18 protein-coding genes are annotated in these 20,358 nt (G+C 64.6%); 10 read left to right on the forward strand and 8 right to left on the reverse strand.

All coding sequences use genetic code 11. The features are described 5' to 3' along the window. The 7 genes from V5F77_RS21375 to denD all read left to right on the forward strand — a co-directional run. Positions 1-1,645, forward strand: a 1,645-nt coding sequence (locus V5F77_RS21375) for a TonB-dependent receptor (protein ID WP_429007373.1), incomplete at its 5' end; no start/stop codon positions are given. 89 nt (positions 1,646-1,734) lie between these two features. Next, a complete protein-coding gene (locus tag V5F77_RS21380; RefSeq protein WP_429007374.1) occupies positions 1,735-2,415 on the forward strand; it encodes a Fe2+-dependent dioxygenase in 681 nt (226 codons plus the stop codon). A gap of 68 nt (positions 2,416-2,483) precedes the next feature. Beyond that, positions 2,484-3,665, forward strand: a complete 1,182-nt coding sequence (locus V5F77_RS21385) for a low temperature requirement protein A (protein ID WP_429007375.1) — start codon at positions 2,484-2,486, stop codon at positions 3,663-3,665. Positions 3,666-3,782: 117 nt separating this feature from the next. Then, a complete protein-coding gene (locus V5F77_RS21390; RefSeq protein WP_429007376.1) occupies positions 3,783-5,609 on the forward strand; it encodes an IlvD/Edd family dehydratase in 1,827 nt (608 codons plus the stop codon). 9 nt (positions 5,610-5,618) lie between these two features. Then, complete coding sequence (locus V5F77_RS21395; RefSeq protein WP_429007377.1) at positions 5,619-6,329, forward strand: GNAT family N-acetyltransferase; 711 nt, start codon at positions 5,619-5,621, stop codon at positions 6,327-6,329. A gap of 36 nt (positions 6,330-6,365) precedes the next feature. Continuing rightward, on the forward strand, positions 6,366-7,109 hold the full coding sequence (locus tag V5F77_RS21400) for an SDR family oxidoreductase (RefSeq protein WP_429007378.1): 744 nt from the start codon (positions 6,366-6,368) through the stop codon (positions 7,107-7,109). A 44-nt stretch (positions 7,110-7,153) separates the two neighbouring features. After that, the gene (gene denD, locus V5F77_RS21405) at positions 7,154-8,131 is read left to right on the forward strand and encodes a D-erythronate dehydrogenase (protein WP_429007379.1); all 978 of its coding nucleotides are present in this window, start codon (positions 7,154-7,156) and stop codon (positions 8,129-8,131) included. Between the two features lie 146 nt (positions 8,132-8,277). On the opposite strand, the gene V5F77_RS21410 is transcribed toward denD, so the two are convergent. After that, the gene (locus V5F77_RS21410; RefSeq protein ID WP_429007380.1) at positions 8,278-8,733 is read right to left on the reverse strand and encodes an arsenate reductase/protein-tyrosine-phosphatase family protein; all 456 of its coding nucleotides are present in this window, start codon (positions 8,731-8,733) and stop codon (positions 8,278-8,280) included. A 252-nt stretch (positions 8,734-8,985) separates the two neighbouring features. On the opposite strand from V5F77_RS21410, the gene V5F77_RS21415 reads away from it, so the two are divergent. After that, positions 8,986-9,960: a hypothetical protein gene (locus V5F77_RS21415; RefSeq protein ID WP_429007381.1), complete on the forward strand. Its 975-nt coding sequence runs from the start codon at positions 8,986-8,988 to the stop codon at positions 9,958-9,960. A 129-nt stretch (positions 9,961-10,089) separates the two neighbouring features. Here V5F77_RS21415 and V5F77_RS21420 read toward each other — a convergent pair whose 3' ends face one another. The 5 genes from V5F77_RS21420 to V5F77_RS21440 all read right to left on the reverse strand — a co-directional run bounded on the left by V5F77_RS21420 (position 10,090) and on the right by V5F77_RS21440 (position 14,688). Then, entirely contained in the window at positions 10,090-10,875 is a 786-nt protein-coding gene (locus V5F77_RS21420; RefSeq protein WP_429007382.1) for a succinate dehydrogenase iron-sulfur subunit, read from the reverse strand. 70 nt (positions 10,876-10,945) lie between these two features. Further along, positions 10,946-12,784: a succinate dehydrogenase flavoprotein subunit gene (sdhA, locus tag V5F77_RS21425; RefSeq protein ID WP_429007383.1), complete on the reverse strand. Its 1,839-nt coding sequence runs from the start codon at positions 12,782-12,784 to the stop codon at positions 10,946-10,948. A gap of 1 nt (position 12,785) precedes the next feature. Next, positions 12,786-13,187 (reverse strand): succinate dehydrogenase, hydrophobic membrane anchor protein, encoded by a 402-nt coding sequence (sdhD, locus tag V5F77_RS21430; RefSeq protein WP_429007384.1) that lies wholly within the window; start codon positions 13,185-13,187, stop codon positions 12,786-12,788. Between the two features lie 12 nt (positions 13,188-13,199). Next, complete coding sequence (sdhC, locus tag V5F77_RS21435) at positions 13,200-13,601, reverse strand: succinate dehydrogenase, cytochrome b556 subunit (protein ID WP_429007385.1); 402 nt, start codon at positions 13,599-13,601, stop codon at positions 13,200-13,202. A 403-nt stretch (positions 13,602-14,004) separates the two neighbouring features. Next, positions 14,005-14,688: an OmpW/AlkL family protein gene (locus tag V5F77_RS21440; protein WP_429007386.1), complete on the reverse strand. Its 684-nt coding sequence runs from the start codon at positions 14,686-14,688 to the stop codon at positions 14,005-14,007. A 222-nt stretch (positions 14,689-14,910) separates the two neighbouring features. Here V5F77_RS21440 and V5F77_RS21445 point away from each other — a divergent pair, with 222 nt between their 5' ends. Both V5F77_RS21445 and V5F77_RS21450 read left to right on the forward strand, forming a co-directional pair. Then, entirely contained in the window at positions 14,911-15,858 is a 948-nt protein-coding gene (locus tag V5F77_RS21445; RefSeq protein WP_429007387.1) for a class I SAM-dependent methyltransferase, read from the forward strand. A gap of 173 nt (positions 15,859-16,031) precedes the next feature. Then, positions 16,032-17,204, forward strand: a complete 1,173-nt coding sequence (locus V5F77_RS21450; RefSeq protein ID WP_429007388.1) for an alpha/beta hydrolase family esterase — start codon at positions 16,032-16,034, stop codon at positions 17,202-17,204. 99 nt (positions 17,205-17,303) lie between these two features. Here the strand turns inward: V5F77_RS21450 and oxlT are convergent, their stop codons facing one another. Next, positions 17,304-18,608, reverse strand: a complete 1,305-nt coding sequence (gene oxlT, locus V5F77_RS21455; RefSeq protein ID WP_429007389.1) for an oxalate/formate MFS antiporter — start codon at positions 18,606-18,608, stop codon at positions 17,304-17,306. 653 nt (positions 18,609-19,261) lie between these two features. Further along, positions 19,262-20,311, reverse strand: coding sequence for a MaoC family dehydratase (locus V5F77_RS21460; RefSeq protein WP_429007390.1), 1,050 nt, complete (start codon positions 20,309-20,311; stop codon positions 19,262-19,264). Positions 20,312-20,358: the final 47 nt, after the last annotated feature.

Here is a 20,358-nt window from a genome sequence, read left to right on the forward strand (position 1 = left end):
TGCGGATCGGGACAATGTCAATGCAACCCGCTGGGGTGTCGCGCCATCGGTGACAGTCAACCTTTCCGACCGCACCACGATGACGGCGTCCTATTATTACCAGTATGAGGACGGTGTGCCGGACTACGGCGTGCCCTACCTGCCGGCGCCGACGCTCTCCACCTCAGCGGCTAATTTCGGCGCAAGCGTAGGCGGATATTACGGGAACGGTCAGGCAACCACCCCGGTCCCGGTGAACCGCAGCAATTGGTATGGGATCACCAACGGCCCGTTGCGCGATCGCGTGACAACCAGCACCAATGTCGCGACCCTGCAGTTCGAGCATGAGCTGAACGATTGGGTGACGCTGACAAACGGTACGCGCTACACGACGAACGATCGCATGGCCCGGGTGACGGCTCCACGCACCCTTGGAACTTCTAGTAACGCTGCGCTTGCCAGCCCTCTGCCGGCGCAATATTACAATTATCCCGTCTCGCTCATGACCATCGGCAGACAGCGCTTCCAGACAGAGACGGACAGCACCAACCTCACAAACATCACCGACATGGTGGCGAAGTTCCAGACTGGGATTTTCGAGCACACCATGAATGCGGGCATCGAGGCGTCGCACGAAACCCGCTCTCAAGTGCGCTACAACCTTTGCAATCAGACAGCCGTTGCCTGCCGCACCAGCCTCGCTAATCCGATCAATGTATCCTTGAATGGTGGGGTCGGCGGCTACACCACCTTCATACCCACCACCAACGATACATCCATGAGCAACGTTGCCCTGTACGGGGGCGATCAGATCAAGATCGGCAAATATTGGCAGGTGATGGCAACTGGCCGGTGGGACAATGCCGATACCGAGTATCAGGCGTTCTCAGCGACGGGCACTCCGCCGATAACGCGCCTCAACAACTCCGAGAGCTTGTTCAACTACCGTGTCGGCGCAATTTTCAGCCCGATCGAAACGGTCAACATCTATGTGACCTACGGCACCTCATCGAACCCGTCGTCGGAATACGGTGTGCTTGACTCTGGGACGGTGACCCTCGCACCGGAGAAAAACACCACCCTGGAAGGCGGCGTGAAGGCGCAGGTTCTGGACGGCCGGGTGATCCTTACCGCCTCTGCCTTCCAAACCATGAAGACCAACACACGCGTGCCCACCGATCCCACCGCCGGCCTCCCGCCCACGGTGCTCGGCGGCGAGCAAGAGGTTCAGGGCATCTCGCTCAGCGCCGGTGGCGCGATCACCGACAAGTGGAACCTCACCGCGAGCTACACCTATCTGCAGTCGGAGATCCTCAGCGTCGGCCCCGGCACCCTGGCGAACCAGACTCAGGTCGGTAAGCAGTTGCCCAACACGCCGCCAAATTCCTTCTCCATGTGGACGAGCTACAATATCACCCCGCAATTCATTGTCGGCGGCGGTGCGACCTATAATGACGATACATTCGCCAACACGACCAACACGGTGTACGTGCCCTCCTATTGGTCCTTCGACGCCATGGCGAGCTATCAGTTCACCAAGAACTTCCAGCTTCAGCTGAACGTCTACAACATCACCGACGAACTCTATTACGCGCAGTATTACGGTGGCCATGCCGTGCCGGCTGCCGGCCGCTACGCGGCGCTCACCGCGCGGGCGACCTTCTGACCTGAAGGCTCGCTTTCGCAGCACCCGCACTGCCTGGTGACCTCCGGCGGTGCGGGTCTTTTTATTTTCGCCTTCCAGGAACGCCGGCCATGATGATCCACATTCCCAACGTCCTCACGCCGGAGCAGGTGGCGCGATGCCGGGCCGTCATGGCCGAGGCCGCCTGGGCCGACGGGCGGGCGACTGCCGGCTTCCAGTCGGTGGCCGTGAAGCGCAATCTCCAGCTTGCCGACGGCAGCCGCGAAGCGGCGGATCTGGGGGCCATGGTGCACGCCGCCCTGGAACGCTCGCCTTTGTTCATGTCGGCTGTGTTGCCCAAGCAGATCATGCCGCCCATGTTCAATCGCTATGATGCTGGCATGACCTTCGGCTCGCACGTGGACAATGCCATCCGCGTGGTGCGAGGCACCGGCCTTGCCATGCGCACGGATGTCTCCACCACGCTGTTTCTCAGCGACCCAGAGGAGTATGACGGCGGCGAATTGGTGGTCGAGGATACCTACGGCTCCCATCAGGTGAAGTTGCCGGCGGGCGATGCCATCATCTATCCCGCGACATCGTTGCACCACGTCACGCCCATCACACGCGGCTCGCGCGTCGCATCGTTCTTCTGGACCCAGAGCCTGATCCGCGATGTGATCCAGCGGGCGCTGCTGTTCGACATGGACATGGCCATCATCCGCCTGAATCAGGACCATCCCAGCCACCCCTCGGCGGTGCAGCTCACGGGCGTCTATCACAACCTCCTGCGCCAATGGGCGGAGGTCTAGCTCCAGCGTCTGTTGACCTTGGCGGCCCTTGCCCCTGAGATGGGCCCAGCACAAGGAGCGGGCAGGGCATGAGCTGGAACACGCGGACCATCCTGCGGGAGACCAAGGGCGAGCATCACCGCGTCACCTTCGCGGAATTGTTCTTCGACCTCGTCTTTGTGTTCGCGGTCACGCAATTGTCCCACACCCTGCTGCACCACCTCGACCCCATGGGGGCACTGCAGGTGGTGTTTCTGTTCCTCGCGGTCTGGTGGGCCTGGATCGACACCGCCTGGGTCACCAACTGGATCGATCCGGACAAGGCGCCGGTGCGCCTCCTGCTTCTGCTGCTGATGTTGGCGGGACTGGTGATGTCCATGTCCTTGCCCGCGGCTTTCGGCGACCTCGGCCTTGCGTTCGCTTGCGCTTACGCCGTCTTCCAGTGCGGCCGCTCCGCCTACATGTTCCATGCGCTGCGCCACGAGGACCCGGCGCTGCGCCGCAACTTCCAGCGCATCCTCGCCTGGCATCTCGTGATCGGCGCATTCTGGATCGCCGGCGGGCTGGCGGACGGCAATGGCCGGCTTGCCTTATGGGCGCTCGCGCTGGTGCTGGAGAATGCGGCGCCGATCCTCGGCTTCTTCGTTCCCGGCCTGGGCAAGTCGCAGACCACGGAATGGACGGTGGAAGGCGGCCATATGGCCGAGCGATGTGCCCTGTTCGTCATCATCGCCCTTGGCGAGTCGATCCTGGTCACCGGCGCCACGTTCGCGGAACTGCCGTGGAGCGCGATCAATATGGGCGCCTTCCTCGTGGCCTTCCTCGGCACGGTGGCCATGTGGTGGATCTATTTCGACACCGGCGCCGAGCGCAGCACTGCCCGAATCACCTCCTCCGACGATCCGGGCCGGCAGGCGCGCCTCGCCTATACCTATCTGCACATGCTGATCGTGCTCGGCATCATCCTATGCGCGGTGTCGGACGAGGTGCTGCTCGCCCATCCCGCAGACGTGCCGGGCGGGGCGGCGGCGGCCGTCATCCTTGGCGGCCCGGCGTTGTATCTGCTGGGCGTCGGCCTGTTCAAATGGCCGCTGCTGCGGCGCTTCCCGCTGTCGCACCTGGTGGGGCTGGGCGTCATTCTCTTGTCCTGCCTGCTGGCGCCGTTTGCCAGCGCCCTTGTGCTCGCGGGCTGCGCGACGCTGGGCCTGTTGGCGACGGCAGCGTGGGAAACGTTTGCATTGCGCAAGATCGGCGTGGTCGGCGCCGACTGATTGGGACGCTTCCAAATGCGTTGATTTCGCCTGGGGGCGGGCGCATATATCGAAAAATCAAATCGTTTGAAAATGCCGGCCGAGCTACTTATCAGGCCGGAGGGACGGGAGACGTCGATGTCCGAGAATGAAAAAAGGTCGGGAGATCAACCCGAGCTGCACGGTCGCAAGCTGCGGTCCCAATTATGGTTCGACAATCCCGACAATCCCGGCATGACCGCGCTCTATCTTGAGCGCTACCTCAATTTCGGTCTCACCCGCGCTGAGCTGCAATCCGGCAAGCCGATCATCGGCATTGCACAGACGGGCTCCGACCTCTCGCCGTGCAACCGCCACCATATCGAGTTGGCAAAAAGGGTGCGTGAGGGCATCGCCGCTATGGGCGGCATTGCGTTCGAATTCCCGGTCCATCCGATCCAGGAGACCGGCAAGCGCCCCACCGCCGCTCTGGACCGCAACCTCGCCTATCTCGGCCTGGTGGAGATCCTCTACGGCTACCCCCTCGACGGCGTGGTGCTCACCACCGGCTGCGACAAGACCACGCCCGCTTGCATCATGGCGGCTGCGACCGTGGACATTCCCGCGATCGTGCTTTCCGGCGGGCCGATGCTGAACGGCTGGTGGAAGGGGGAGCGCACCGGCTCCGGCACCGTGGTGTGGAAGGCGCGCGCCCAGCACGCGGCGGGCGATATCGATTACGACACCTTCATGGATATCGTCGCGTCCTCCGCCCCCTCGGTCGGTCATTGCAACACCATGGGCACCGCCTCCACCATGAACGGGCTCGCCGAGGCGCTCGGCATGTCGCTGCCCGGGTGCGCCGCCATCCCCGCGCCGTATCGCGAGCGCGGCCAGATCGCCTATGAGACCGGCAAGCGCATCGTCGACATGGTCTGGGAGGATTTGCGCCCCTCCGCCATCCTGACCCGTGAGGCGTTCGAGAACGCCATTCGCGTTAATTCCGCCATCGGCGGTTCCACCAATGCGCCGATCCACCTCAATGCCATTGCGCGCCATGTGGCCGTGAAGCTGGATGTGGACGATTGGCAGGAGGTCGGCCACAAGATCCCGCTGCTGGTGAACCTGCAGCCCGCCGGCGAATATCTCGGCGAAGAATTCCACCGGGCCGGTGGCATTCCCGCCGTGGTCGCGGAACTCATCGCCAAGGGCAAGATCCACGAAGGCGCGCTGACCGTGAACGGGCGCACCATGGGCGAAAATTGCGCGGGCAAATTTTCCTGGGATCGTGAGGTCATCCGAGCCTATGACACGCCACTGAAGGAAGATGCCGGTTTCATCGTGCTGCGCGGCAATCTGTTCGACAACGCCATCATGAAGACCAGCGTGATCTCGGATGAGTTCCGCGCCCGCTTCCTCTCCAACCCGGCAGATCCCGATGCCTTCGAGGGGCCGGCCATGGTGTTCGAGGGGCCGGAGGATTACCACCACCGCATTGAGGATCCCTCGCTCGGCATCGACGAGCACACCTTGCTGTTCATTCGCGGCACGGGGCCGCTGGGCTATCCGGGTGGCGCGGAAGTGGTGAACATGCAGCCGCCGGCAGCGCTGCTGAAGAAGGGAGTTTCAGCCCTGCCTTGCATCGGCGACGGACGCCAGTCGGGAACGTCCGGTTCTCCCTCGATCCTCAATGCCTGTCCGGAAGCGGCGGCGGGCGGCGGCTTGTCGCTCCTGCGCACCGGTGACCGGGTGCGTATCGATCTGCGCAAGGGAACCGCGGATATGCTGCTCTCGGACGCCGAACTGGCGCAGCGCCGCGCCGAGCTGGAGGCCAAGGGCGGCTTTCCGATTCCCGCCAGCCAGACCCCCTGGCAGGAAATTCAGCGCGGCATGGTGGCTCAGTTCGACGAGGGCATGGTCTTGAAGCCGGCGGTGAAATATCAGCGTGTGGCTCAGACAATGGGCGTGCCGCGCGACAATCACTAGGTTTGCAATATGACCGAGACCTGTGCGGCCGAGGGGCAACCCCTCGGCGCGATCCTTGAGGGTGGCCCGGCGGCCGCGCCGACGCGGGTGCCGCTGATCGGCCGCCTGGTCCATGTGGTGCCGCTCGACCCTGCCGCCCATGCGGCAGAGCTTTATGCCGCGTCCCATGGCGCGGGTGATGCGGCGCTTTGGACGTATCTGATTTCGCGCACTTTTCCTGATCCCGTGGCGTTCCGCGCTTATTACGAGGCCGCAGCATTGCGCGACGACCCTCTGCTCTTCGCCATCCTCGACGCGGCGACCGGCAAAGCGTTGGGCCATGCCGCTTATATGCGGATCGAGCCGGCGCACCGGGTCATAGAGGTGGGCAATGTGCTGTTCACCCGCGCGCTCCAACGCTCCGCGGCGGCGAGCGAGGCCATGTATCTCATGGCGCGCCATGTGTTCGAGGACCTCGGCTATCGCCGCTATGAATGGAAGTGCGACGCGCTGAATGCGCCTTCGCGCCGGGCGGCACTGCGTTTTGGTTTCAGTTTTGAAGGCATCTTCCGCCAGCACATGATCGTTAAGGGCCGCAGCCGCGACACGGCCTGGTTCGCCATGCTCGACCATGAATGGCCGGCGGTGCGCGCCGCATTCGAGGCTTGGCTTGCGCCGGAGAATTTCAGCCCCGACGGGCAGCAGAAGCGCCGGCTGGAGGACATCCGCGCCGGTCTGTGAAACGCAACCCCAAGAATCAATGCAAGAGGAAATGCCATGGGTGGACGTTTGGACGGCAAGACCTGCCTCGTGACGGCGGCAGGGCAGGGCATCGGGCGGGCGATTGCGGAGGCCTTCGCGAATGAAGGCGCGCGCGTCGTTGCGACCGACCTCGACGCCGCGAAAGTGGCCGACTTCAAGGGCGAGCATCGCGCGCTCGACGTGCTCAGCACGCCAGCCGTGGAGGCGCTGGCGCGCGAGATCGGCGCCATCGACGTGCTCGCCAATTGTGCCGGCTACGTGCACCAGGGATCGATCCTCGACACGAGCGAGAAGGATTGGGACTTCTCCTTCGACCTCAACGTGAAGTCGATGCATCGCACGCTGAAAGCCTTCTTGCCGGGCATGCTGGAAAAGGGCAGGGGCTCGGTGGTCAACATCGCCTCCGCCGCCTCCTCCATTCGCGGCGTGCCGAACCGCTACGCCTATGGCGCCACCAAGGCGGCTGTGATCGGGCTGACCAAGTCCATCGCCGCGGACTTCATCACCAAAGGCATCCGCGCCAACGCCATCTGCCCCGGCACCATCCAGTCGCCCTCGCTGGACGAGCGCATCGCCGCCGTCTCGGCCGCGACCGGGCGCAGCCTGGACGATGTGCGGGCGGATTTCGTCGGCCGCCAGCCCATGGGCCGGCTCGGCACCGCCGAGGAGATCGCGGCGCTTGCGCTGTATCTCGCCAGCGACGAGAGCGCCTTCACCACCGGGCAGATCCATATCATCGACGGCGGCTGGGCGCTCTAGGCGCCCGAGCTCCGCGCAGCGATGCCCCTTCAGGAGTCTTCTACATGCGCATTCTGGTTATCGGCGGCGCCGGCATGGTCGGCCGCAAGCTCATCGAACGGCTCGCGCGCGACGGGTCGCTGGGCGGCAAGGCCATCGGCCACCTGACCGCCCAGGACGTGGTCGCGCCGATCCCCATTTCCGCTCCGTTCCCCATCGAGGCGCGGGTGGGAGATCTCGCGGTGCCGGGTGAGGCGGCGGCCTTGGTGTCGTCGCGCCCCGACGTGATCTTCCATCTCGCAGCCATCGTCTCGGGCGAGGCGGAAGCGGATTTCGAGAAGGGGTACCGAATCAATTTCGACGGCAGCCGGGCGCTCTTCGAGGCGGTACGGGCCATCGAGGGCTACAAGCCGCGGCTGGTCTTCACCTCCTCCATCGCGGTGTTCGGCGCGCCGTTCCCGGATGCCATCGGGGACGAGTTCTTCCTGACCCCACTGACCTCCTACGGCACGCAGAAAGCCATGGGCGAGCTGCTGCTGGCGGATTATTCCCGGCGCGGCTTCTTCGACGGCGTGGGCATTCGCCTCCCCACCATTTGCGTGCGGCCGGGCAAGCCCAACAAGGCGGCCTCGGGCTTCTTCTCCGGCATCATCCGTGAGCCGCTGGCGGGGCAGGAAGCGATCCTGCCGGTTTCGGAGGATGTGCGCCACTGGCACGCCTCGCCGCGCTCGGCCGTGGGCTTTCTGCTTCACGCCGCTACCCTGGACACGGTGCCGCTGGGTGCCCGCCGCAGCCTGACCATGCCGGGGCTTTCTGTGACCGTTGGTGAGCAGATCGAAGCCCTCCGCCGGGTGGCGGGGCAGCGGGCGGTCTCCCTCATCCGCCGCGAGCCGGATCCGGTGATCGAGCAGATCGTTGCCGGCTGGCCGCGCAATTTCGATCCCGCGCGGGCGCTTTCGCTGGGTTTCCGTGCGGAATCCTCATTTGAGGAGATCATCCGCATCCATATCGAGGACGAATTGGGTGGCCAGATCGCCGTCTGAAGGCGTCGCTGATACCAAGGGCCGAGGAGTCTCACTCATCGGCCCTTGGTCGAGCCGGCCCCACAATTGAGCGAACCGGTCCGGCCTCGTCGAACACTATGGTCGTTGGCGGCGAACGATCCAAGCCACGACGGCGCCAGGGACCGTCAGGCGGCAGCGGCGAACGTCCGCGCACCAAGAACGCCGATGGCCGCGCGCAGGTCGGGCAGCAGCCGCCGATAAGCGAGACGGCGCTCGTGAATGTCGCCGAGGTCGGACACATCTTCCATTTGCCAATGATGATGATGCCGAGCGCTCGGCCGCAACGCGCTGCACTCGACGCTCGCACGGGCGCCTTGAACCAGGGAGACGACCGCGTCGATATGCGGTGCGCCGGGCAAGGTGAAGACCTCGATCGGTTTGCAGGAGAGGCCATCGGCAGGCACGCCTTCCGCGTGCAGGCATTCCACCGCCGCGAGATCGACCCGCGCCTGCAGCATCAGGCCGGCGCTGAAGGCCCGCAGATGCGGCTGGGTGTGGTTGGAAATGGCTTCAGCCAACAGGCTCAGGCCGGCATTGTCACGGCATACGAACAGGATCGAAGGCTTTGGCGCCAGCGCCATTTTACGTCTCCCAGGCAAGTGCGACCGAGCCCTCCCCGCCCCGAATCGCATCTGCCACAACCATAGATAGGGTATCCGACAGTGCGGTGACGTCCCCCGTACAGGCGACAAACGGCTGGGGATTGCGGTTTTTGCGGGTGGTCGACAGCCACGTTAACCAAATCGAAGGAAACACCAGCGATGCATCGCTTTAGGCCGGAGGAACACGATTCTGTGAGCAGTCCGGGCCTACCGGCTGATTCGGAGGCTGAAATGGCGAAGAGCGAAGTGACGAGCGCCGAGGTGAGCAAGATCGCTGCCAGGGCCCTGCGCGATCCCGCGAGCGTGACCCCTGACGAGATCAAGGCGCTGGCGGCTTCCGCACTGACCCAGGCCGCCGACAAGAAGGCGCCAAAGCCTGCGGCCGCCAAAGCCGGCCTCGCCAAAGCCACTCCTGCGAAGGCAGCCGTTGCCAAGACCGCTGTGAAAGCACCCGCGAAGGCTCCCGTTACGAAGAAGGCTCCGGCCCCCAAGGCGGCGCCAGCAATGAAGGCTGCGCCCGCCAAGGCCGCTCCCGCCAAGCCCGCTCCCGCCGAGAAGGCTTCCACCAAGAAGACTCCCAGCAAGCCGATCACGGTCGAGCCTGCCGCTCCTGTCGTGGCCGAGGTGCCGCAGGCCGCTGCCAAGGCGCCGGCTTCCAAGAAGCCGACTGCCAAGCCAGTTGGCGCCAAGAAGCCAGTCGCCAAGAAACCAGCCGCAGCCAAGGCCCCGGTCGCCGCTCCGGTCGCGATCGCTGCTCCGATTTCCGCCAAGCCCGCCTCGGTCAAAAAGGCTCCGGCCAAAGCTGCTGCCAAGCCCGTCTATGCCAAGGCTGCTCCGGCCAAGGGTCCCGTTACAAAGCCCGCCGTCACCAAGCCCGTCGCTGCCAGCGCCGCTTCTGCCAAGGCGACGAAGGGCAAGCCCGCTCCGGTCACCACCGCTCCGGTGCCCGCCGAGCCGGTGAAGGCCGCTTCTCCTGCGAAGCCGACCGCCAAGGTGAATGGCGCTAAGATTGTCGCAAAGCCGAAGACCGCCCCGAAGGTCAAGACCGCCCCCAAGGCCAAGGTCGCTGCTTCCGCACCGAAGATGGAGGCTGCGTCTGCACCTGCTGCGGATCAGGTTTCGCCGGCCAAAGCCGCCGCTCCCAAAGCCGCCGCTCCGAAGGCTGTGGCCTCGAAGCCGAAGACCAAGGCGCCCAAGAAGTCCTGAGATGACCGGGGGGCGCGGTCTCGCGCCCCCCGCATCATCCATCCGGGAAACAAAAAAACGCGCGGTGCGAGCCGCGCGTTTTTTAAACTCTCTCTCGAAGCCGGGGGCGCCTTGGCGCCGGCAAGCCGATCAGATCTGGCGTTCCACCATCATCTTTTTGATTTCGGCGATGGCCTTGGCTGGGTTCAGCCCCTTCGGGCAGGCCTGGGCGCAGTTCATGATGGTGTGGCAGCGATACAGCCGGAAGGGATCTTCCAGATTGTCGAGGCGCGAGCCCGTGCGCTCGTCGCGGCTGTCGGACAGCCAACGATGGGCCTGGAGCAGGGCTGCGGGGCCGAGATAGCGGTCGCCATTCCACCAGTAGCTAGGGCAGGAGGTGGAACAGCAGGCGCACAGGATGCACTCGTAGAGCCCATCCAGCCGTTCGCGATCATCCTTGGACTGGCGCCATTCCTTCTCGGGGGCTGTGGTGTCGGTCTGCAGCCAGGGCTCGATAGAGGCGTGCTGGGCGTAGAAGCGGGTGAGGTCGGGAACCAGATCCTTCACCACTTCCATGTGCGGCAGCGGATAGACCTTCACAACGCCCTTCACCAGCACCTCGTCCATGCCCTTGGTGCAAGCCAGGGTATTGGTGCCGCCGATGTTCATGGCGCAGGAGCCGCACACGCCCTCGCGGCAGGAGCGGCGGAAGGTGAGGGTGGGGTCGATCTTGTTCTTGATGTAGATCAGCCCGTCCAGGACCATCGGGCCGCAATCCTCGCGGTCGACATAATAGGTGTCGAGCCGCGGATTGCGTCCGTCGTCCGGGTTCCAGCGGTAGATGTGGAATTCGGTCACCTTCTTCGCGCTGGCGGGCTTCGGCCACACCTTGCCCTTGGTGATCTGCGAATTCTTCGGAAGGCTGAGCTCAACCATGGGTCATCCTGCTTCACGAAGGCGGCTGCGCCGCCCGTTCGGAACCTCGCGACGAGGGGCGCTCCGCCCCTCAGTAAACCCGCTTCTTCGGCTCGATATACTGGATGTCGTTGGACAAGGTGTAGGTGTGGACCGGCCGGTCATCCAGCCGAACCTGGCCGCTCGCCGTGTCGAGATAGGCGAGGGTGTGTTTCATCCAATTGTGGTCGTCGCGGTCCGGGAAGTCCTCGCGCGCATGGGCGCCGCGGCTTTCCTGGCGGTTCGCGGCGCTTTCCATGGTGACGACGGCCTGGGCGATCAGGTTGTCGTATTCCAAGGTTTCCACCAGATCCGAGTTCCACACCAGCGAGCGATCCGTGACGCCCACATCCGACGTCGCATTGAACACGTCGTGGATCAGCTTGCGGCCTTCGTCCAAGATCTCGCCGGTGCGGAACACCGCGCAATTGTTCTGCATCACCCGCTGCATGCGGCCGCGCAACTCGGCGGTTGCGGTGCTGCCCTTGGCGTTGCGGAAGTGATCGAGGCGGGAGAGGGCGAGGTCGGCGCTGTTGGCCGGCAGTTCGCGATGCTTCTCGCCGGGGCGCACGGTCTCCGCCGCGCGCAGGGCAGCGGCACGGCCGAACACCACGAGGTCGATCAGCGAGTTTGAACCCAGGCGATTGGCGCCATGTACGGAGACGCAGGCCGCCTCGCCGATGGCCATCAGGCCGGGCACAACGGTGTCAGGGTCGCCGTTCGACTTATTCAGCACTTCGCCGTGATAGTTCGTGGGAATGCCGCCCATGTTGTAGTGCACGGTCGGGATGATCGGGATCGGTTCGCGGGTCAGGTCCACGCCGGCGAAGATCTTCGCGCTCTCGGAGATGCCGGGCAGGCGCTCGTGGAGGATCGCCGGGTCCAGATGATCGAGATGCAGGAAGGCATGATCCTTGTTCTTGCCGACGCCGCGTCCCTCGCGGATTTCCATGGTGATGGAGCGGGACACCACGTCGCGCGAGGCCAGATCCTTAGCGGAGGGGGCATAGCGCTCCATGAAGCGCTCGCCTTCCGAATTGGTGAGATAGCCGCCTTCGCCGCGCGCACCCTCTGTGATGAGGCAGCCCGAGCCGTAGATGCCGGTCGGGTGGAACTGCACGAACTCCATGTCCTGCAACGGCAGGCCAGCGCGCAGCACCATGGCATTACCGTCGCCGGTGCAGGTGTGCGCGGAGGTGGCGGAGAAATAGGCGCGGCCGTAGCCGCCGGTGGCGAGCACCGTGGTATGGGCGCGGAACCGGTGGATGGTGCCGTCGTCCAGCTTCAGGGCGATCACGCCGCGGCAGCGGCCATCCTCGTCCATGATCAGGTCGATGGCGAAGAATTCGATAAAGAATTCCGCCTTGTGCTTCAGCGCCGCGCCATAGAGCGTGTGCAGCATGGCGTGGCCGGTGCGGTCGGCGGCGGCGCAGGTGCGCTGGGCGGTGCCCTTGCCGAAATGCGTGGTCATGCCGCCGAACGGGCGCTGGTAGATCTTGCCGTCCTCGGTGCGGGAGAAGGGCACGCCCCAATGCTCCAGCTCATAGACGGCGGCTGGCGCATTGCGCACCAGATATTCGATGGCGTCCTGGTCACCCAGCCAGTCCGACCCCTTGACGGTGTCGTACATATGCCATTCCCAGCGGTCCTCGCCCATGTTTGAGAGCGAGGCGGCGACGCCGCCCTGGGCCGCGACGGTGTGGGAGCGTGTGGGGAACACCTTGGTGATGCAGGCGGTGCGCAGGCCCGCCTCGGAACAGCCGACGACTGCGCGCAGGCCGGCGCCGCCGGCGCCCACCACGAGCACGTCGTAGCTGTGGTCGATGATCGGATAGGCCGCGCCGTTGATGCCCGGGGCGGCTGAGCCGTTGGTACCGTTGGTTTCGGCCATGTCAGCCTCCCAGGCTGATCTTGAGCACGGCGAACGCGCCGGCGAGGCCGACCGCAACCGTGAAGAAGGTGTTGGCGACGATGCAGAGCACCTTCGCGCCTTCGTTATGGACATAGTCCTCGATCACCACCTGCATGCCGATTCGCATGTGGGTGGTCACGGAGAGCAGGGTCAGCAGGATGATGACCGCGATCACCGGGTTGCCGAGGGCGGCACGCACGGTGGCGTAGCTCTCGCCGGCCAGCGAAATCACGATCGCGATGAAGGCGATCGCCAGGAACAGGTTGGCAAGGCCAGTGACCCGCTGGAGGAAGAAGTGGTCCGTGCCGGAGCGGGCGGAGCCGAGGCCGCGGACGCGGCCCAGGGGCGTGCGCATGGGGGTATGCGCTTTGGGACTGTGCATGATGCTGTCTCCTCAGCCCTTGACCGCGAGGCCGATCGCCCAAACCACCAGGGTGAGGACGATGGAGCCCGCCAGCGTCGCTTTCGCGAGCAGCACGCGCTCCTTCGGGCCGAAGCCGATGATGAAATCCCACATGAAGTGCCGGATGCCGCCGAGCGCGTGATGAATCAGCGCCCAGGTGAAGCCGAGCAGCACGAGCCGCCCGATCCAGGAGCCGGCCACGGCGGAGAAAGTGCCGTAGGCATCCGGAGAGCCGGCCGCGGCCAGCAGCCACCAGACCAGCAGGACGGTGCCGAAATACAGGGCGCAGCCGGTGATGCGGTGCACGATGGACATCATCATCGTGAAGAGCGGTCGGTAGATCTGCAGGTGGGGAGAGAGCGGACGCTCAATACGCAGCGGGCTGTCGGCCATGGGCCTCCTCCGAAAATCGACCGATCAGGTATCTCAATCGTTGGCAGTTCGCAACGATTCCAAAGGAGAGTATCGGCGCATTTGCATAAAATGACGCAGCGCAAATATTTGCGAGCGCCATAGCGTCCGGCGGGGCGAACCGCCCCGTCCACACCGATCACGCGCCATTTCCCGCGAGGGATCGGACGACGCAAGGTGCCGGACAGGACGTTACTCCCGATCGCGCCTCCAGCGCCAGGGTACCGATGGCAGGAGCACTTCTCGCAAAGCAAAAAAAACCGCTCTGCCGCTGTGGCGGCGGGAGCGGGCTATCGCTGGGGTATAAAAAAGCGCGGGACGAATCCCGCGCTCAGGTTCCTGGCTTGCACGCCCCGGCCGACGGACGCGGCCGGCGGCGCGGCCGTCAGAAGCGGTAAGTTACGCCCGCGCCGATCAACCAGGGGTTGAGATTTGCAGTTCCGGTCAACGGCAGCGCGCCGGGCGAGGTGGTGATGGTGAAGTCGGGCTCCAGGAAGAGCTTCTTCACGTCGATGTTCACACCCCAATGCTTGTCGATCATATAATCGAAGCCGGCCTGGAGGGCCCAGCCGAGGGTGTTCTTCACGTCCAGGGTGGCCACGTCCTTGGCGTCCTGGTTGAAGAACATGGTGTAGTTCAGGCCGACACCGAGATACGGCTTGAAGGCGCCGAGTTCGGTGAAGTGATACTGCAGCATCAGGGTCGGCGGCAGCAGCCACACGCGACCCACGTTGGTGCCGGCGAGCGAGCCCTGGCCATAGATGTTGTGCGGGGTCACGCCGAGGACCAGTTCAGCGGCGATGTTCTTCGTGAAGAAGTAGCTAATGTCCAGCTCCGGCACGACCGAGTCGGAATAGGACAGGTCGGAGAAGGGGACGTTGTTCACGTGGCCGCCGTCGGTGGGGAGCACTGCAAGCGCGCGCAGGCGAATCATCCAGGGGCTCTGCTCGACCACCGGAGCAACCGGAGCCTTCACCGGCGTATAGAGGTCGGCCGCATCGGCGCCCGTGGTTGCGACCAAAGCCGCCAGACCCGCAAGGGCCGCCCGGCCCCAATTTCCCATGCCCATCTTGCTACCCCAGATTTCAATTCGATGGACACATGTTTGGGCGCAGCGCCCCGTGGCGGATTTGACCGAGATCAAAAAAATGTTTCCGTAGGTTTCGTGGTGTTCTCGTGTTGCCCTTGAGCAACAGCCAATGCGCGCCGCAGCCGAAGTGCCGAGCGGTGTTTGGGCGCCGGCGCCAAAGCGGCTAAGGTCGATCTGGGGCGTTGGAGACCCAAGGCAAATATGGATCCGATTGTCATACGCGTGCCCGCCACCCTCTCGACCTATGACGAGGCGGGCTATCTGGCAGCGAATCCAGATGTGAGAGCGGCGGTCGCGAGCGGGGAATTGCCTTCCGGCCGTGCCCATTTCGACCACACAGGCCTTCGGGAAGGGCGCCACCAGCGCCGCGGCGGACCGCATCTGGCTCTTGCGCGGCAACTGAAGATGATGCGCCTGCGGCCGTTCCTGCGCACCGACATGGCCCATGCCTGGGTCGACGGTAAGGTCAATTTCCTTACCGAAGAGCTGCGCACCGACAATCGGATCGTCGATACCGACAATGTCTCCGCGAACAATTACGACTCGGTGGTGCGCGATCTCATCGACACCCACCGCGATGGCTTGGTGCTCGATTGCGGTGCCGGGCAGCGGGACGTCTATTATCGCAACGTGGTCAATTTCGAGATCGTCAATTATGATTCGACAGACGTGATCGGTGTCGGCGAACGCCTCCCGTTCCGCGACGATACGTTCGATGCAGTGATTTCGGTGGCGGTTCTGGAGCATGTACGCGATCCATTCCGGTGCGCACGCGAGATCAGCCGGGTGCTCAAGCCGGGCGGCCAATTGTTCTGCTCCGTGCCGTTCCTCCAGCCGCTGCACGGCTATCCGCACCATTATTTCAACGCCAGCCCGCAGGGCATCCGACGCCTGTTCGAGGACGAGTTGACGGTCGAGGACGTGACGGTGTTTCCCTCGATGCACCCGGTTTGGGCCCTGACATGGATACTGGACAGCTGGGCGCAGGGGCTGTCTGGCTCCACGCTGGAGCGCTTCAATGCCATGACGGTTGCAGACCTCAGGCAATTGCCGCAGGACCTGGTGAAGGATCCCATCGCCAGCGAATTGTCGATGGAGAAGCAATTGGAACTGGCCTGCGCCACAGTGCTGACAGCGCGCAAGGCTTAAGCTCGGCAAGCCGCGGGCATGAGAGCGACCTTCACGTGCTTATGCCACGCCTTGCGGTGGACATGAATGCAACCGGCGCGCAGGGGCGCCAAATCGGCCCCGGCCCTACCGGGGCCCGGTCGATCGATTTCCAAGGCAGCGCGGGTCGCGGACAAGAGACACAGGTCCTGTTGATGGTGAAGAAGCGAGATCCCGCCGCCGGGGCGGCGGGCAAGACGGGCAGCGCGGGGGGCTTGCCGGAATTGGCACGGCGGTTCGCTTATCTGCCGGCGCGAGCGGCCCTCGTCCTGGCCCTGTCCTGCGGTCCGCTGGCGGCGCAGACCGTGACGCAGAACGCCGTTGCGCCGAAGAATGTGGTGCAGGAGCACACGTTGCAGGTGGGCGATGAAAAGCGCACCTATCTCCTTTCGCGCCCCCAGGGTGTGGCCGGTCCGCGCCCCACAATCATTGCCCTGCACGGGGCGGCGCAGACCTCGCAGAGCTTCATGGGCTATTTCGGCCTGGAACCGACCGCCGTTCGCGAAGGGCTGGTGGTTGCTTATCCGCAGGGCATCGGCCGGGTCTGGGACGATTCCCGCCCCGCAGCGATGCGCCTGAAGGCAGCGCTGCGGCCGGGAGAGGATGCGCCTTATCTCCTCATGCTCGCGCAAAGCCTGGTGGCGGAGGGGATCGCCGATCCCAGCCGGATCTATCTCGTCGGTATCTCGAATGGCGGCTTCATGGTGGAGCGCATGGCCTGCGAGCATGCCGAGGTCTTCGCCGCCTATGCGGTGATCATGGCGACCGCTCCGGCCAACACCCGCGAGACCTGCCGTCCGGCGCGGGCGGTGCCCATCATGTTCATCCATGGCACCGCCGATCCGGTGATCGGCTGGGACGGCTTCTGGACCCCGCTCGGGGCCACGCTGTCTGCACCAGACAGCGCGCAGCTCTATGCCAAAGCCAATGGATGCGGGGCCGCGCAGGTGACGCAATTGCCGGACGTCGCACCGCTCGATGGTACGCGGGTGTCGGTGCGCCGCTGGGAAGGTTGCCGCGACAATGCGGAGGTCGCACTGTTCCGGGTGGATCGCGGCGGCCACCAGCCGCCCGCCCAAGTGGAGACAACGGGGGAATTGGCGCAGCCCTTTCTCGGGTTGCGCAGCCAGGACATCGATTCTGGCCAGGAGATCTGGGCCTTCTTTTCTCGCTTCGCGCTCCCCTCCCCGGCGGGCGCTGTGGTGCCGCTTGGCGCGGTCGTGTCCCCGTCCTCGCCAGGGGGAAGGGCCCTCGCCGGGGTGCCTTTGCCCCAGCCTTCGCCGGTCAAGAGTTCGCAGGGCGTGCGGCCAGCGGTGCGCCAGCAATAGCCCGGTCCCGAGACGCGCGGTCAGCCGATAGGAAAACGGGCCGGCAAGCCGGCCCGTTTCGCGATGAACAGGGGCCAGGCGAGCCGGCCCGTCGTTTCCTCAGGGTGCCGTGCGTTCCTTGAAGGTCTTGGGTGCAGCATCCACCTGCGTCGCGGTGCGGGCGAAGATCCGGGCGCGCCAGGGCTTGAGGATGAAGATGGCGAGGAACGCCGCGGTCAGGTTGAGGCCGACCGAGATGGCGAACACCATAGACCAACCGTAGGCAGCCGCGACGATGGAAGCGATCGGCACCAGAAGCGCCGCGGTGCCTTTCGCGGTGTAAAGCATGCCCGCATTGGTGGAAGCGAACTTGGAGCCGAACGTGTCGCCGCAGGTGGCGGGGAACAGCGAGTAGATTTCGCCGAACACGCCAAAGAACACGGCCGAGAAGATCACGAACACATAAGGATTGTGACCGTTGTAGACCAGCATCAGCAGTGAACCAGCGGCGATCGTGAAGGCGATGAACATCGTGTTCTCGCGGCCGATGCGGTCAGACACCCAGCCGAAGAACGGGCGGCCGAAGCCGTCGAGGATGCGGTCGAGCGAGATCGCGAAGGTCAAAGCCGCCATGGTGACGCCGAACAGGCTGACCGGCACGTCCGCAACCTTGAAGTCATGGGCGATGGGGCCAATCTGGGCGGCGGCCATCAGGCCGCCGGCGGCGACCATCACGAACATGGCGTAAAGCAGCCAGAAGATCGGGCGACCCAGCGTCTGCCGCGGAGTATATTCCACCGCGCTCTGTACCACCCGGCTCTTCTTGGGAGCCGGCGGCATTTTTCCGTGGGGATGGCGCAGCAAGAACGACAGCACCAGCACGACGGTGCCCTGGCCAATGCCGAAATAGAAGAAGGCGGCCTGATAGCCCTGGGCCTGGATCATGTGGGCGATGGGCGTGACAGTGATGGCCGCGCCGGCGCCGAAGCCTGCCGCGGTGATGCCGGCTGCAAGGCCGCGATTGTGCGGGAACCATTTCAGCGCGTTGCCGACGCAGGTGCCATACACCGAGCCGGCGCCGATGCCGGCCATGACCGCAGCCGTGTAGAGCATCAGCAGGGAGTCGGCATAGGAATTCATCACCCAAGCTCCGGCGATCATCACGCCGCCGAAGGCCACCACAAGGCGCGGGCCGTAGCGATCCACGAACCAGGCCTCGACCGGCACCAGCCAGGTTTCGGTCAGCACGAAGATGGTGAAGGCGGTCTGGATGGCCGCGCGGCCCCAATGGTGCTCGGCCTCGATGGGATCGACGAAAAGCGTCCACCCGTATTGGAGATTGGCGATCATCGCCATGCAGATCACGCCAAACGCGAGTTGAAACCAGCGTTTTGACGAGCCCTCGGATTCTGTGGCTTGTACCATGGCTATCCTCGTTCGTTCCCTCGTGGGCGGCCATTCTCGGTGGCCTTAAGGCCCGCCCGCGGTCGTGATGTGGAAAACGGGCCGCGCCGGGCGCGGCAATTCGCTTGCTCCTTCGAGACGTGACGTCTCTTCGACTGGCTCCCAAACCCCTAGGTATTTGGCATGCCAGATACGCAGGATGCGAAGCACAGCAGACGATGCGCGCGGGCGCAAGTCGTGACGTTACGAAATGCTAAGTCAGATCAACGGGTTACGTAGGGTCCGCACGCTACGGCATGCCGTTAGGTCTTCCGCAACGCGATGAGCGTGCGCGCGGCTTCCGCAAAGCAGCATTCTTTGCCTTACGCGCTGAGCAGGGCGTGCACGAACCGCGGAGCGCGGGAATGGCATTGCCCCTGGGGCAGAGCAAAAATGGCGGCAGTTCCATGACTTACCGCAAAGCCCGCGTCGGGGGTCGCCGCAGGGCTTTGAAAGCTGCGCTGCACGCTAATTTGTGGTGCGGCGCAACCGATTGCTCACTGCAACTCTAACGCCGAGTTAATCTACACGATCACGCGAGCGGCGTCATTGCGTCGCAGGCCGTGGCCGGAAAATGGACTGGGGGCAGCAGATGCTGCCCCCAGGAATCGCGCCAGGTCATCGACCTCAGGTCATCAGCGGGGGATCAGCACCCAATAATCCAGGTCGAGGACCACGCTCGGATCGTAGTCCTCGCCGTCCTTCAGTGGGAAATCGGAGCAGGGCCTGTCCTTGGTGGCGATGGTGCGCACGCGCAACGCGCCCACGTCGTCGCGACCGGACACTTCTGCCGTATCGAGAATCTCGCTCCAGGCGAACACGGTGAGCCCGGCGAACAGGGGCGAAACGTGCCGCCCGCCGTTGATCGCGGCGACATGGAAGGCATTGGCGAGGCCGTTGAAGGAGAGCGCGCGGGCCAGCGAGATGACGTGCCCGCCATAGATCAGCCGCCGGCCAAATCGGCCCTGACCCTCGGTGAATTGGTTGAAATGCACCTTCGCCGTGTTCTGGTAGAGGCGGGTGGCGATCATGTGCTCGGCTTCTTCCACGGTGGAGCCGTCCACATGGTCGATCCGCTCGCCGATCTCGTAGTCGGAGAAGCGATAGGGGCTGCCGGAAAGATCGTCGCGCCAGCCTTCGAGGTCGAGCGGCGGCACGGCATCACCCAGGGCATCGGCGGCGAGCGCGGCCGGCAGGACCGGAATGAGTGTTTCCTGGGCCATGGCGTGCGGGTCGCGCTTGCGGACCATCACCCAGCGGACATAGTCCAGCACCTCGGTGCCGTCCTGGTTGAATCCGGTGGAGCGCACATAGACGACCCCGCTCTGCCCGTTGGAATTCTCCCGCAGGCCGATGACCTCGGAGACGGCGTGCAGCGTATCGCCGGGATAGACGGGGGCGAGGAAACGCCCGCCGGCATAGCCGAGATTGGCCACCGCATTCAGCGAGATGTCGGGCACGGTCTTGCCGAACACGATATGGAATACCAGAAGGTCGTCTACCGGCGCGCGGGGATAGCCGAGGCCCTGGGCGAAACTGTCGCCCGACTGGACCGCGAAGCGCGAGCCGTACAGTGCGCTGTACAAGCTGACGTCGCCGACCGTCACCGTCCGCGGGGTCGCGTGGCGGATGATCTGGCCGATGGAAAAGTCCTCGAAGAAATTGCCCGAATTGGTCTTGGACATGGGGCCCCCTGGCGAACACTGCCCTATGTTGCCCAGCGCGCCGGGGC

The sequence above is a fragment of the Roseixanthobacter psychrophilus genome (genome assembly GCF_043195195.1).
Lineage (GTDB): Bacteria > Pseudomonadota > Alphaproteobacteria > Rhizobiales > Xanthobacteraceae > NCEH01.

Coding starts and splice junctions, on each gene's coding strand:
- V5F77_RS21380 (WP_429007374.1), top strand. CDS start 1,735: ATGATGATCCACATTCCCAACGTCCTCACGCCGGAGCAGGTGGCGCGA.
- V5F77_RS21385 (WP_429007375.1), top strand. CDS start 2,484: ATGAGCTGGAACACGCGGACCATCCTGCGGGAGACCAAGGGCGAGCAT.
- V5F77_RS21390 (WP_429007376.1), top strand. CDS start 3,783: ATGTCCGAGAATGAAAAAAGGTCGGGAGATCAACCCGAGCTGCACGGT.
- V5F77_RS21395 (WP_429007377.1), top strand. CDS start 5,619: ATGACCGAGACCTGTGCGGCCGAGGGGCAACCCCTCGGCGCGATCCTT.
- V5F77_RS21400 (WP_429007378.1), top strand. CDS start 6,366: ATGGGTGGACGTTTGGACGGCAAGACCTGCCTCGTGACGGCGGCAGGG.
- denD (WP_429007379.1), top strand. CDS start 7,154: ATGCGCATTCTGGTTATCGGCGGCGCCGGCATGGTCGGCCGCAAGCTC.
- V5F77_RS21410 (WP_429007380.1), bottom strand. CDS start 8,733: ATGGCGCTGGCGCCAAAGCCTTCGATCCTGTTCGTATGCCGTGACAAT.
- V5F77_RS21415 (WP_429007381.1), top strand. CDS start 8,986: ATGGCGAAGAGCGAAGTGACGAGCGCCGAGGTGAGCAAGATCGCTGCC.
- V5F77_RS21420 (WP_429007382.1), bottom strand. CDS start 10,875: ATGGTTGAGCTCAGCCTTCCGAAGAATTCGCAGATCACCAAGGGCAAG.
- sdhA (WP_429007383.1), bottom strand. CDS start 12,784: ATGGCCGAAACCAACGGTACCAACGGCTCAGCCGCCCCGGGCATCAAC.
- sdhD (WP_429007384.1), bottom strand. CDS start 13,187: ATGCACAGTCCCAAAGCGCATACCCCCATGCGCACGCCCCTGGGCCGC.
- sdhC (WP_429007385.1), bottom strand. CDS start 13,601: ATGGCCGACAGCCCGCTGCGTATTGAGCGTCCGCTCTCTCCCCACCTG.
- V5F77_RS21440 (WP_429007386.1), bottom strand. CDS start 14,688: ATGGGCATGGGAAATTGGGGCCGGGCGGCCCTTGCGGGTCTGGCGGCT.
- V5F77_RS21445 (WP_429007387.1), top strand. CDS start 14,911: ATGGATCCGATTGTCATACGCGTGCCCGCCACCCTCTCGACCTATGAC.
- V5F77_RS21450 (WP_429007388.1), top strand. CDS start 16,032: ATGGTGAAGAAGCGAGATCCCGCCGCCGGGGCGGCGGGCAAGACGGGC.
- oxlT (WP_429007389.1), bottom strand. CDS start 18,608: ATGGTACAAGCCACAGAATCCGAGGGCTCGTCAAAACGCTGGTTTCAA.
- V5F77_RS21460 (WP_429007390.1), bottom strand. CDS start 20,311: ATGTCCAAGACCAATTCGGGCAATTTCTTCGAGGACTTTTCCATCGGC.